A 14069-nucleotide genomic window follows, 5' to 3' on the forward strand; every position below is an offset into this window, starting at 1 on the left:
CCTGCGTTCGTAAGATGATTATTATTCTTAATTCTATGGTGAGGGATGGTGTCATGTGGGACCCTGAAAGGAATCAGAATTAATAATTGACACCATAGTCACTTATTAGACCGAAAAACTAAGCAATATATAACACTTAGCATTCCTTGTTTATTTAAAGTTACAATCATCATACTTTACAACATAATAACAACACTAACATTTTATTATTATTAAATATTTCAAAAGGTGCAACACCGAATCTTTCGGTATATTGGCAAAAGAACCGAACACCAGCTAAGCTGTATATAACAACAGTAAATGGATTTTATATTATGGACGCTAAATCGCCTTTTTTAATGAGTATCGAAGAGCATATGCGTAACTTAAGATACGCGAAAAGAACCATAGAAACTTATATTCATTGGATAAAGTATTTTATAAATTACTCAAATAAAACTCACCCTGCACTCATGGGGGATATCGAAGTTGAGAGATTTCTCAGTTATTTAGTTAATCAACAAAACGTTTCAACAGCTACCCAGTCACTTGCACTGAATGCATTAGCTTTTTTATACAAAGAAATTTTAAAAAACGAATTAAGTTTAAAGCTAAACTTTAACTTAAGCCGCCGGCCTAGAAAATTACCTGATGTGCTTACACCCACAGAAGTAATGAAACTTCTATCAAAAATACCCTCACAACATCATTTATTAGTAAGCCTCTTATATGGTAGTGGCTTAAGGCTAATGGAGGCTATTCGTTTAAGAGTACAAGATATAGACTTTAATTATCACTGTATCGCAGTTTGGAACGGTAAAGGGAACAAACATCGTCGAGTTACCCTCGCCACTGAGCTTATACCTGAACTGTACCGTCAAATTCAAAGGACTAATAAATATCATACTAGCGATATAGAAAATATTGACTATAAAGGTGTCTGGATTCCAAATGCTCTTAATCGCAAATACCCCAATGCCGCAAAAGAATTCAAGTGGCAATATTTATTTCCTTCTGCTCGATTAAGTATTGAACCAGAATTCAAATATCTTAGTCGGCATCACCTCAATGAAAGTAGTATTCAAAAGTCAGTTAAAAAAGCAGCAAATCAATTGAAGTTAAATAAGGTAATAACTTGTCATACTTTAAGGCATTCATTTGCTACGCATTTATTGCAAAGAGGGGCTGATATAAGAACAGTTCAAGAACAACTAGGGCACAGCGATTTACGTACAACCCAAATTTATACCCATGTACTTGAGCATGGCGCTAATGGTGTTCGAAGCCCTTTATCTGACTTGCTTTAGAGCATAATAATGATATCTAAATATCATTATCAGTACGTAAAGCATCAGCCCATAATTTTAACCATTGTTGAGCCTCTTTTTTCTCTGGAAAATCACGTTTACTATTAACCACTTCTAATAAGGTATTAAAAGCCTCTTTTTCTCGATTAAGCGCTTTGAGGGTTAACGCTAAATGATATTTAATTTCAATTTTAGAGTAATCTAGTGCAAGCGCTTGGCGAAATAGTGGCAGTGCTTTATCAAATTCTTGAGTATGATAATAAATCCAGCCAAGTGTATCGAGGGAATCAGGGTGGTTTTTTGTAATAGCTAAAGACGCTAAACTATGCTTTTCTGCCTCATCATACAAGGCTAAATTCAAAGCAGCAAACGCTGCATTATTATGTAATACGGCTTGTTGTGCATATTTCGTTAACAACAAAATATAAATATCGTAAGCTTTTTTCCACTGCTCATTAATCATATAAATTTCTGCTAGCGAAGAATTCATTAAAAAATTCATCGGCTCTTTGTTCAAATACTTTGTCAATAGCTGAGTTGCTTTGCTATTTCGTTTTTGTGCTTGATACACCAGACTTAAACCAACGACAATATTGTCATGATATTCATCTTGAGGTGGTGTTAATGCTAATGTCTTTTTATAACTCTTTTCGGCATTATCATATTGGCCAGACAAATAATAAGAATGCGCCAAAATCATCTGTAATTTAGTTGAATAACTTTCTAAAAAATCATTAGCAAGTTTAATCGCTTCAAGAGGTTTTTTCTGTTGATTCAAAAACTGACTTGCCGCCACTAACGGTATCTGCTTATTTTCAGACCAGGCAATAGACTTTTTATAGGCTTCAAGGGCATCATCTGGTTTATTATTTGCTTGGTAAAATTGGGCTATATAAAAATAGACCTTCCCTTTATCACCATCAAATTTTATAGCATTGTTGAAGCTTTGCAGTGCTTTGTCAAAATTGTTTTGTTGCTGATAGTAATTGCCTAGTAATACAAATAAATCAGCCGTTTGTTCATGATTAGATAAATAACTTTCTATTATTTCTATTGCTTCGACGGGTTCGCCTGCCGCCATGTAGCTAAAAGACAATTGTTTAAGTAAGTCTTTATTATTGGGTTCTATATTATAAGCCCTCTTAAACCAAACGATTGACTCTTTAAATTGTCTGGTTTGAGTATAATTCTTCCCTAAAGCGCTAATGAGTTCTTTATTATTTTCTTGTTTTAAAAGTGCTTGCTCTAATAATTCAAACGATGCTTTTATTTTGCCCGTCGCAAGTAGTGTTTCTGCCAAACTAATCAGTGATTTAATGTGTAAAGCGTCGATACTAAGAGCATGTTCGAATGCTTGTTTTGCTTTATTATAATCACCCACTATTTGATAAATAAAACCGAGATGATGAAGGAACTCTTTATTATCTGGTTGTGCTTTAACTAATTTTTCAGCAAGCGCTACCGCTTTAGTCATTTGCCCTGACTTTACATAGGCTTGCACCAATAAAAAACTAATGGTTGACTGATACTCCGATGAAGCGTTGATTGAAAGCAAGGTATCTATGGCCTGTTGATACGCCCCCATATCAATACTATTTTTTGCTAACTGTTGCGAGGCAATCGATGAGTCAGGTAGTAATTCAATAACTTTTTGAAAGTAAAACTTTGCTTTCTCATATTGCTTAAGCTCAGAACTGACCAACCCTAAAAGAGAGATAACTTTAGGGTTATTTTCTTTTTGTAAATTGGCTTTATTCAATACTGACAATGCCGCGGTATAGTTTTTCATGGCGATGTGAATTGTCGCTGAGAAGGTCATCGCTTTAATATTCAAGCGATCAATATTTAAATAATTTTTAATATATTGATCAGCTGCTTCATAATTGTTTTGCTGAAAAGCCACAACACTGGCCAAATAATAATAACTAGGGTTATTATCCAAGGTATCATTGTCAAGCGTTGACAATGATTCACTTAATTTTGAAAGTTTTTCCCTAGCATTTGAATTTTCGTCTTCTCTGGTTTCAATCATTGCTGATAAGAACATGGCCTTAGGTTCATAAGGGATAAGCTCAAGCACAGTTGCAATATCTTTTTTTGCGCTCTCGTATTCAATAAACTCTATATATAAACTAGCACGTAAAATAAGTGCCTGAATATGATTAGGGTTTTCTAATAAAGCATTATTTATAGCTTTAAAAGCAATATCTAATTCAGCTATATTTTGGTGGATACTCGCTTTTAATATCCAAGCATTCACTGGAGGAAAAAAACCGCTGAGTACATCATCAACATATGTTTGTGCTTCATCATAGCGATAATAATTTAAAGCCACCTGTGCTAAACCTAATTTTGCATCAGTATTAGCCGCATTAAGCAATAACGCTTGTTGGTAACGTTCTGCTGACAATGTTAACTGTCGCAAGCCTAGTTGTGCATGGCCTCGCAAAACAAAGATTTTGGCTTCGAGTATTTCATCTTGTACCTGTTTGTCTAGGTGATTGATGGTGTCATGGTATTTACCTTGTAATAAATAAGCTTCCGCAAACAGCAAGAATGTTCGGTTTTTGTCTGCCCCTAAATTTTCAGCAAAATTGAGTTCAACTTCTGCAGTAGCCCCTTTGCCAAAAGCAATAAGTACCTCAGCCATTAAAAGCCTTGCCGCTAAATTATTGGGTTCTTTTTGGGTTAAGTTTTTAAGATGAATGAGCGCTTCATTATGGCGGTTATCTTTAAAAGCGATATTAGCTTGTTCAAGCACATCTTTATCATTCCCCTGAGCTACTTGCTGAAAAGTTATTAAAAATAAAAATAAAAATATTTTGGGTATAAAAACGTGACGCACCATTAACTTCTCGAACAATTTAAAAGACAAGGATGATTGTGCTTTTTATCAGTAAACATTTCAATAAAAACCATTATCTACTCGTTAATAAGATAAATATTGCGCTATAATCTTTTCATGAAAAAGCAATTTATTAGCTTAACTATATTGCTCAAGCATAATACACTGTCAGGATATTTTACAACACTCTAGAGAAATAGGATAAAACTGGGCCCTAACGCCTACATCACCTTGTTTTAAATCTATATTTTTTTTACGGCTTAGTTATTGCATTGATTGTAAGCATCATGTACAAGATTTATCATATAATTTGGAAGTTAAGAATGACAATTTTCCGTTGTATTAAAAAACACACAACAAAGCTAATGATAATATCATCACTAGCTTTAGTTTCATTTAATAGCTTTGCTGGCTATACCCAAGTATCTGCATTAATAACTGGGTATAATGAATGTAATTACTATCTCCCAAATACTGAATCTGAATGCGTAATATCTGTGGTAGATGGTACTAATGGTACACAGTATCTATCTAATATTATTGCCAAGTTTGATATTGATGATGAAGATTCTAGTAAATCAATATTAGATAATTCCACATATTATGAATATGACCCATATAAGGACGACGTGGCAGAAGAAGATTGGGCGTTTTCTATTCCTGGAAATACAGAAGAAAACAAAACAGGTACTTGGACTTTCAACAAAGGCGTATATAAGTATCCGGATATACGTTTTTGGGTAGCAAAAGCAAGTAATGACTTTCGCTTGCATTGGCTAATTGAAGATAATAGTGTCAATAACTCTATTTGTGACGCTGGTAATGAAGCTGCAGATGGCGCAAACTTAAATTATGCTTGTATGAACTTAGCTGCATCAGTAACCAGTGGCGATTGGGTTACTCCCCCTAATGCTCAAAATGGAAAGAATTTTGGCTTGTCACACATTACCTTTTTTGGTGGCTTATGTGACAAAGTGGCTGGCTGTGCAGGCGACTCAACTACTTCTGTACCAGAGCCTGCTAGTTTAGCAATTTTAGCTCTAGGTTTATTAGGATTAGGTGCTCGTCGTAAGCAACGAATTAAAACAAAAATCTCTACTAATAACTAATTAACATTAGTTATTAAACCATTAGTACTAACTTGCCGATATTACCATTCTCCAACATACGTTGATGGGCTTTATCGGCATTTCCCCATGAATAGCAAGTATCAATTACCGGTAATAACTGCCCTGCGCAAAGTAACTTGCCAAAGTCTTCTTTGAAGTTAGCCACTAATTCAGCTTTATAATCATTGCTCCTGTTTCGTAATGTTGAAGCTGTAATAGTGACTCGGTTTGAAAGCATCTTACCTATGTCAATTTTTTCGCAGTAGCGGCCTTGTAAAATAGACAGAATAACAATGTGACCATCAACTGCGGCGACATTTATGTTTCTCTGTAAGTAATCTCCGCCCACTACATCAATAATGACATTAAAGCCATCGGGAACGTTTGCTTTTTTCCATTGTTCAAAAGAATTTTGATGGTAGTTAATCGCAACATCTGCACCTAATTTTAAACACGCTTGGCATTTTTCTTCACTGCCAGCGGTCACAACAACAAAACAGTCTTTCGCTTTGGCAAGTGTAATAGCAGCACAGCCAACACCACTGGCACCAGCATGTATCAACACTGATTGCTTAGGTTGTAACTGGGCAATTGAGAATAGACTTTGGTAGGCCGTTAGAAACGTTTCTGCGCAAGCTGCACCTTGTTCAAAAGTAAAGGTAGTAGGCAGATAAAATAACTGGCTAGATTTTATAACAACATATTCTGCGTAACCACCGCCAGCAACCAAACCAAAAACTTTGTCATTAATTTTCCAGTTATTTACCGCCCTACCACAAGCAACAATTTCACCACAAACCTCCAGTCCTAAAATAGTAGACTCGCCTTTAGGGGCTGGATATTTTCCTTGTCGCTGCAAAATATCGGCTCGGTTCACGCCAATAGCTTTTACACGAATTAAGCACTCATCTGCCGAAAACTCAGGTACGGGTGTTTCAGCAAAAGTTAACTGCTCATCGCTTGTTACGTTAATATATTTCAAGAAAACCTCTAAATTGTAAACGCTTGTTCGTTTTACGGGTAATTATCTACACAGTAGATTAGCTAATCGCGAAAAAGTTATGTTGTTGCCATTTAACTTGTTTTTTCTCCATACTTACCACTTCAGCTTCTGGTGGTCCGTACGCGAGCCATGCTAACATTTTATCTACGTCTTTTTCTTCACCGCAAATTAAAATTTCTACATCCCCATCATCCAAATTTTTTGCATAACCACTTAAACCATAATCAATAGCGACTTGTTGGCTAGACGCACGAAAATAAACCCCTTGTACTTTTCCGCTAACATGGGCGATATAACTAACATTCATACTTATTGTTCCTTAACGTAGACTGAAATAACTTAACGTGAAGATTGCACCCGAGCTTGGCATTGACTACACTCTGCGCAATTTCATTTACCAATTCATTAAGTATAGTCACATGTCAGCAAGAATTTATTTAAAAGTAAGCCGAGAGAAGTCTTTATTACGAAAACATCCTTGGATATTTTCTCAAGCGATTAATAAAATCAAGGGAAATCCGATGTTAGGCGATACCGTTGATGTCTTTGATCACAAGGAAAAATGGCTTGCTCGCGGTGCTTACTCGCCAGAATCACAGATTCGAGTTAGAGTTTGGAGCTTTAATGAAAATGAAGAAATTGACAGTGAATTTTTTCGTAAAAAATTAATAAGTGCTCAATCTAGACGTGAATGGTTTATCGAACAAGGCGGTTTAACCGGTTATCGTTTAATTGCTGGTGAATCTGACGGTTTACCCGGTATAACTATTGATAAATACGATAACTTAATTGTTTGCCAACTATTAAGTGCCGGTGCCGACTTTCAACGTTATACCTTAGTTGAAGTGATTAAAGAGCTCTATCCTCAATGTAGCATCTACGAACGCTCTGATGTTGACGTACGTAAAAAAGAAGGATTAGAGCCAATCACAGGTTGGTTAACAGAGCCACTTGAGTCAACCGCATGTGTGATTAAAGAGCATGGTTTATCGATTAATGTTGATATCGCAAAAGGCCATAAAACAGGTTTTTATTTAGATCAACGTGATTCTCGTGTGACTGCAGGTCGATATGCTAAAAATAAATCAGTCCTTAATTGTTTTTCTTATACCGGAACATTCGCCTTACATTGTGCAGCAAATGACGCTAAAGAAGTTATCAATGTTGATGTTTCTCAATCGGCACTCGACTTAGCCGAAGAAAATATTGCCCTTAATAACCTGCAAGACAAGAATGTTTCTTTTGTTAAAGCAGATGTATTTAAGTTACTCAGACAATATCGCGAAGAAAAACGTCAGTTTGATATGATAATTTTAGACCCACCTAAATTTGTTGAATCAAAAGCACAACTAACCGGTGCATGTCGTGGTTACAAAGACATTAATATGCTTGCTATGCAATTACTCAAGCCAAACGGTATATTACTGACCTTTTCTTGCTCTGGTTTAATGGAAGCAAGCCTATTTCAAAAAGTAGTTGCTGATGCCGCTCTTGATGCTCGTCGCGAGGTGCACTTTGTTGAGCGCTTGCAACAAGCTGGTGATCATCCAATATCGAGTAACTACCCAGAAGGTTATTATTTGAAAGGCTTAGTCTGCCAAGTAAGTTAGCTCACTTTTTGTGACTGTCTTAAAATAAAAAACGAGCACTTAGTGCTCGTTTTTTATTAGTTTTTTTATTGCCTAGTTAAGGCTCAGTCTTTAATCTATTTCGGCAATATTAATTCCAATTAAAAAGCACTCTTCACCCTCTTCGGTGACGCGTACTATTTTCCCTGAAACTTCCAACGGTTGAACATTGCTGCTCGCAGACCGCACACTAACTTTAACATGGGTATTAAGCTCTAAAGGATGCGTCATTTCAATCGCCATACCAGTCGCACTTAAGTCTCGACAAGTCGCTAATATTTGACTGTTCGCTTCATCGTCGATAATGGTCACGGTTACATCACTATTTAACATCATCCGATAGAAATCTCGTTTATCATCAAAGTTAACCATTACTACTCCATATTATTATTTAAATTTTTATTGTCTCTTTTATACCCATTGTAGTGTTTAGTGTCAAATTTCAAACTTGAATTGTTGATTAAATCGACTTAATCTGCTGAAATTTCTTTCAAATGATTTAAAATTCGCTTTGCAGAGACCGGATAAGCTGTCTTTAAATTTTGCGCAAATATCGAAACACGAAATTCTTCTATCATCCAGCGAACCGCTAAAATGTCATCAACAATAGGCTTGCCTTTGCTCTGTTTGGCAAGCAACGCTAAATAAACATCATTTACTTTCGCAACCTCTAACATTTTCAATCGGTCTTGGTTGGGATCAACCGGCAGCTTTTCCATACGTCTTAACATCGCTTGTAAGTAACGCGCAATATCTTCTAATCGTTGATGACCAGAAGCGGTCACAAAACCTTTAAACACCAGTAAGCCAAGTTGTTCTTTAATGTCGGCTTGTGCTTGAATAACCTCTAAAGACATTCGACCCTTTAGTTTTTTCCCTATTTCATGGGTTAAGGTTAATACTTTTTCTACTTTTAATGCTGACACGAGCACACAGTCGGCAAGTTCAGCACGAACATGGTCTTTAGCTTTTTCAAAATCATTTTGGTTACGTGGTATGTCGCCATGCTCTTTCACCAAGTGCTGGCAAGCAGCGAGTATACAATCGTCTAATAAATCAGGTATTGAACCAAAAGGGTTAAAATATAGGCTTAACTTAGCTTTATTAGGCAATTTTTGTTGTAGATATTTAACTGGAGAAGGTATATTTAATAAAATTAAACGACTCACACCATTAACCATCGCTTGCTCAGCAAGACTTTCTTGTTCAAATAATTCTATAGCAACCGTTTTATTTTTATCAACTAAGGCTGGAAAAGCTTTTATGGTGATATTAGCAATATTTTTTTCATAGCCTTTGGGAATGTTGTTGAAATCCCAGCTAGTAATTTGTTCACGTTCTATTCCTTTATCAGCCACTTTCTTAATTGATGCTTTTACTTTTCCTTGCAAAGAGGCTTTTAACTGTTCAAGCTTCCGGCTTTGATTAATAAGCACTCCTTTTTCGTCAATCACCTTAAAATTCATCGTTAGGTGAATGGGCAATTCAACATCTTGCCAAATATCTTCGGGTAAACGCACCCCCGTCATTCTTAATAAATGTTTTTCAACAGCGGCAACTAACTTACCGTCCTCCTCACTAATCACTGACAAACAAGCTTCTGCGTAGTTAGGAGCCGGCACAAAATTTCTTCGTGAAGATTTAGGTAAGCCTTTGATCAAGGCAATAATAAGCTCTAGTCGCAATGCTGGAATTAACCAATCAAAATCACGATTTTCAATTTGATTCAAAATACCAACAGGAATATGTAAGCTTATTCCATCATCTATATCGCCTGGGGTAAAATGATAACTTAACGGCAAGGTCAAATTACCTTGATGCCAAACATCAGGATAATCGTTGGCCGATAATACTTTAGCCGTTTCGTTTAATAAAAAGGCTTCGGTAAAATTAAGTAACTGAGCATTTTTTTGTTTAGACTTTTTCCACCATGACAAAAAACTACGTTGGCAAATAATGGTTTCTGGTAACTTTTCATCATAGAACTCAACTAAACGTTCTTCATCTACTAAAAAGTCTTTACGGCGAGCTTTTTGCTCTAACTTCTCAATGCTCGCAACTAGTTGGTGATTTTGCTGATAAAATTTTTCATTAAGGGTGCTATCACCATTGACTAATGCTTCACGAATAAATATCTCACGGCAGGTATGAGGTTCAATATGATTGAAGCTGATCTTTCTTTTCGCAACTATGGTCAGGCCATATAGCATCACTTGTTCAAAAGCCATTACCGCACCTTGCTTTTTCTCCCAGTGCGGTTCGCTATAATTGCGCTTAATAAGATGTTCAGCTAAAGGCTCTATCCATTGTGGGTCTATCTTTGCGACCATACGGGCAAACAAACGGCTGGTTTCAACCAATTCAGTTGCCATTATCCACTTAGGTGATTTCTTTGCGACACCCGACCCCGGAAATATGAAGAATCGGCTATTGCGTGCACCTTTATATTCTCTGTTTTCGTCAAGTTGCCCTAAATGACTGAGTAAACCTGACAAAATAGCTTGGTGAATAATATTGTTATTATTACTTTCTAGTGGCTCAGTTTTTTTACTTACATCGGTATTATTAGCATCTAATGATGGCGGAGTATATTCAACTCCGCTCATTGGAATGTTTAAATCGCGCAGTGTATGTTTAAGCTGACTAAAGATGTCTTGCCATTCACGAATACGCATATAAGCTAAAAACTCTTTTTTACACATATTTCGAAATTGGTTATTAGTCAGCGCTTTTTGTTGCTGTTGAATGTAGTGCCACAAATTAAGCAAGCTGATAAAGTCAGATTCTTTGTCTTTAAAGCGATTATGTTTTTCATCTGCCGCTTGCTGTTTTTCATGGGGACGTTCACGCGGATCTTGAATACTTACCGCACTAACAATAATAAAAATTTGCTCAATACAGCCTAAATCAATAGCTGACAGAATCATTTTTGATAAACGTGGATCGGTGGGGAATTTTGCTAACATCCGTCCCGCTTTGGTTAATACCACTTTGTTTTGCTGTTTTTCTATCGCCGCTAATTCTTCAAGCAATGAAACACCGTCATTAATATTACGACTGTCCGGTGGCTGAACAAAAGGAAAGTCACTGATTTCGCCGAGATCAAGCGCCAGCATTTGTAAAATAACTGTCGCTAAATTAGTACGCAATATTTCAGGATCAGTAAATTCAGGGCGACCAAGAAAGTCCTCTTCACTGTATAAACGTAAACATACACCCGCTGAAACACGACCACAACGCCCTGCTCTTTGATTAGCACTGGCTTGAGAAATAGCTTCTATAGGCAAACGCTGTACTTTAGTGCGGTAACTGTAACGAGAAATACGCGCGGTACCCGGGTCAATAACATATTTGATACCTGGTACGGTTAAGCTGGTTTCTGCAACGTTAGTGGCGAGCACAATATTACGGCCACTGTGTGGTTTAAAAATTCTATTTTGTTCTTGTACCGTTAACCGTGAATATAAAGGCAACACTTGGGTGTGTCGTAAATTTGCTCTTTCTAAGGCTAATGCGGCGTCTCGTATTTCGCGCTCGCCATTAAGAAAAATAAGAATATCGCCTTGGCTGATATGACCAAGTTCGTCAACGGCTTGCAAAATACCACTAATGATATCGTTACTACTTACTTCTTCTGTTTCATCATTATTGTCGCCATTAAGCGGACGATAGAGGATTTCAACAGGGAATGTTCGCCCCGAGACTTCAATAATAGGCGCGGGTTTGCCGTCTGCTGAAGCAAAATGCTGTGAAAATCTTTCTGGGTCGATGGTTGCCGAAGTAATAATGATTTTTAAATCAGGACGTTTAGGTAATATTTCGCGCAAATACCCCAATAAAAAGTCTATATTTAAACTACGTTCATGCGCTTCATCAATAATAATCGTATCGTATTTTCGCAGTAAACGGTCATGTTGCATTTCTGCCAATAAAATACCGTCGGTCATTAATTTTATATAGCTATTTTCACTCACTAAGTCATTAAAACGGACTTTATAACCAACCGCGTCGCCTAATGTTGTCGATAATTCATCAGCAATACGTGTAGCAACTGTTCGCGCCGCAATACGACGTGGCTGAGTATGACCAATCATGCCGTCGATACCGCGACCTAAAGCAAGACATATTTTTGGAATTTGAGTCGTTTTGCCCGAGCCTGTTTCACCCGCAATAATAATCACTTGGTTTTCAGTTATCGCTTTAGCAATAACGTCAGAATTTTGTGATACCGGCAAATCTTCTGGATAGGTGATTTTTGGAACATTCTGAATTTTACGCTGCTTTTTTTCGATTGACTCATCAATATGGGCAGAAATTTGACTGAGTGATTTTTGCTTTTTGTCACTATCAGTGATTTTCTTACTCGACATTAAGCGCTTTTTCAAACGAAACTGATCAGATTTAAAACACAATCCAAGGCGGCTAAAAAGCTTATCAATGTTAATAACTTGGCTGCGCTGAGATTCAGAAGAGGTAGTAATAGATTTTTCAGAAGACAAGGTTGACCCAAACAAAATAGCAAAAAATAATTTTACCAGCTTTATTAAGTCTGTACCACTTCAATCAAGTGGTACAAATAGACAGTGTGAAATTAACTCAGCTGACTAAGGTTTAAAGGTACTTCGAGTATATTGATCAATACCGTATAGAACATCATTACGACATATAGTACCCAGTAAAATACCATCTTCGTCTACCACTGGATAAACTTTAGGTTTATTCTGTAACATGCTTTGCGCAAGTTCTATGACACTGTCAGAGGGTTTAACTGATAATACTTCTTTGCGCATCAATGCGGCAACATCACTCACATGTTCATTATGATAAATCGTCTGTAGCATTGTTGCTAAAACATCACTTTCAGAGAGAAAACCAATAACACGATTATTACCATCGATCACTGGACCACCAATTTGCTTTGTTTTTAAAAAGCGCAACGCCGCCTCTTCAACCACCATTTCTGAAGTAAAAGTAACTGGATAGTGGTTCATATAGTCTTTTACTTGGATACTCAACATAGTTATTACCTCACTAAAATCAAAAATAAAATGCCCAACCAATAAAAATAACTGTAGACGCTTTTATTTAATAAATCATGAATTTAGTGAAAATAATTTTTTTATTTTTAATAAACATAGCTTGATTAAAGTAAAGACAGTAAAACGGGATCCGGAGAATTTTTTATGGTGTTTGTTAAAGCATGATAGGAAAGCGAAAATTGTTTTCGTAAATGTGATTTTAAATGAGGTTTTACCGCGTTAGGTCTTATCGCTTTAAGCAAACAAAATAGCGCTAAAGCATGCACTGTTTCATTTTCTGGCAATGCCGACTGACGGTTTGCATTAGGATTATTACACGAGCCACAGCCGCCTCTAAATTGATAAGCTGTGTTACTAAATATAATACCAAAGCCCATAAAACAAGCGATAACATCAACGGCTTGAGGAATAAACTCTTTGCCACCTGGTGGTAAACTAGCTTGTTGAACAATCAGGATATTCGCAAGGTTTTGTACAATCGACGAAATAAGATCTTGTGGCTGATTAACTTGATTTTCGCCATAAGAAAGCATGATCGGCTGTTGTTGGAGCTTCGCTGTATCTTCTTCACTTAATTTAGCAAAGGGCGTATTGTCACCACGACAATGGTCAACCATATTAAACGGTGGAATGGTTATTTGCTGAGTACCCGCAAAAAACTGCTCTGGTGTGATCAATATAATGGGCCACTGCTGCATACCAGCATAGGTGGTTGTTTGTTTAAAAATACTCAGTGCCATTTCATGAACACTAGTTACACTACCTTGATAAAATTGATTATTAGGTAATACAAGCTGACTATTGTTTTTAAACTCTGCAACATCAAAATGTGTAAGCGCCCAAGAAAAAGTATCGAGGATCCATTGATGACTATCTTGGTCAATGGCATCACTTACATCAATTTTACTCGCCGGTTTTATAATATTTAATAGTTTAGCTAGCATAACCAATAATTACTCAGTAAGTTGCGGTTCATCAGTTGTTTGAACAGCCGCTTCTTTTCCTTCTAAAAGTGCTCGTTCAGCTTTTGAAACATAACGGGGCTTGTTGCTGGTATGTAATTTAGCATTGGCTTTTTTCTGCTTACTTTTTAACGCGGCATTTATTTTTTTCTTACGATTCATTTTATTTTTCTATATTTAAATTTATAAAGCGTTAT

At 36.5% G+C, this 14069-nt stretch carries 11 protein-coding genes; 3 read left to right on the forward strand and 8 right to left on the reverse strand.

Translation table 11 applies throughout. The features are described from left to right. Positions 1–314: 314 nt before the first annotated feature. Complete coding sequence (locus tag H4J69_RS09915) at positions 315–1286, forward strand: integron integrase (protein ID WP_182214389.1); 972 nt, start codon at positions 315–317, stop codon at positions 1284–1286. A gap of 16 nt (positions 1287–1302) precedes the next feature. Here the strand turns inward: H4J69_RS09915 and prsT are convergent, their stop codons facing one another. Next, on the reverse strand, positions 1303–4134 hold the full coding sequence (prsT, locus tag H4J69_RS09920) for an XrtA/PEP-CTERM system TPR-repeat protein PrsT (protein WP_182214387.1): 2832 nt from the start codon (positions 4132–4134) through the stop codon (positions 1303–1305). Between the two features lie 320 nt (positions 4135–4454). On the opposite strand from prsT, the gene H4J69_RS09925 reads away from it, so the two are divergent. Continuing rightward, a complete protein-coding gene (locus H4J69_RS09925; protein ID WP_182214386.1) occupies positions 4455–5240 on the forward strand; it encodes a PEP-CTERM sorting domain-containing protein in 786 nt (261 codons plus the stop codon). Between the two features lie 13 nt (positions 5241–5253). Here the strand turns inward: H4J69_RS09925 and H4J69_RS09930 are convergent, their stop codons facing one another. Both H4J69_RS09930 and H4J69_RS09935 read right to left on the reverse strand, forming a co-directional pair. Continuing rightward, positions 5254–6222, reverse strand: coding sequence for an NAD(P)H-quinone oxidoreductase (locus H4J69_RS09930; protein WP_182214384.1), 969 nt, complete (start codon positions 6220–6222; stop codon positions 5254–5256). 58 nt (positions 6223–6280) lie between these two features. Next, positions 6281–6550 carry an acylphosphatase gene (locus tag H4J69_RS09935; protein WP_070376726.1) on the reverse strand — a complete coding sequence of 90 codons (270 nt, stop codon included), beginning with the start codon at positions 6548–6550 and terminating at the stop codon, positions 6281–6283. A gap of 112 nt (positions 6551–6662) precedes the next feature. On the opposite strand from H4J69_RS09935, the gene H4J69_RS09940 reads away from it, so the two are divergent. Continuing rightward, entirely contained in the window at positions 6663–7853 is a 1191-nt protein-coding gene (locus H4J69_RS09940; protein ID WP_070376725.1) for a class I SAM-dependent methyltransferase, read from the forward strand. Positions 7854–7943: 90 nt separating this feature from the next. On the opposite strand, the gene H4J69_RS09945 is transcribed toward H4J69_RS09940, so the two are convergent. The 5 genes from H4J69_RS09945 to H4J69_RS09965 all read right to left on the reverse strand — a co-directional run bounded on the left by H4J69_RS09945 (position 7944) and on the right by H4J69_RS09965 (position 14034). Further along, positions 7944–8243, reverse strand: coding sequence for a PilZ domain-containing protein (locus tag H4J69_RS09945; RefSeq protein ID WP_070376724.1), 300 nt, complete (start codon positions 8241–8243; stop codon positions 7944–7946). 98 nt (positions 8244–8341) lie between these two features. Continuing rightward, a complete protein-coding gene (gene hrpA / locus H4J69_RS09950; protein WP_404842428.1) occupies positions 8342–12241 on the reverse strand; it encodes an ATP-dependent RNA helicase HrpA in 3900 nt (1299 codons plus the stop codon). Between the two features lie 234 nt (positions 12242–12475). Next, on the reverse strand, positions 12476–12889 hold the full coding sequence (locus tag H4J69_RS09955; RefSeq protein WP_070376723.1) for a CBS domain-containing protein: 414 nt from the start codon (positions 12887–12889) through the stop codon (positions 12476–12478). A gap of 125 nt (positions 12890–13014) precedes the next feature. Next, positions 13015–13854: a hypothetical protein gene (locus H4J69_RS09960; RefSeq protein ID WP_083278094.1), complete on the reverse strand. Its 840-nt coding sequence runs from the start codon at positions 13852–13854 to the stop codon at positions 13015–13017. Between the two features lie 9 nt (positions 13855–13863). Next, positions 13864–14034, reverse strand: a complete 171-nt coding sequence (locus H4J69_RS09965) for a DUF2986 domain-containing protein (protein ID WP_070376722.1) — start codon at positions 14032–14034, stop codon at positions 13864–13866. Positions 14035–14069: the final 35 nt, after the last annotated feature.

It is taken from the genome of Colwellia sp. BRX10-9 (genome assembly GCF_014077405.1).
GTDB lineage: Bacteria > Pseudomonadota > Gammaproteobacteria > Enterobacterales > Alteromonadaceae > Colwellia_A.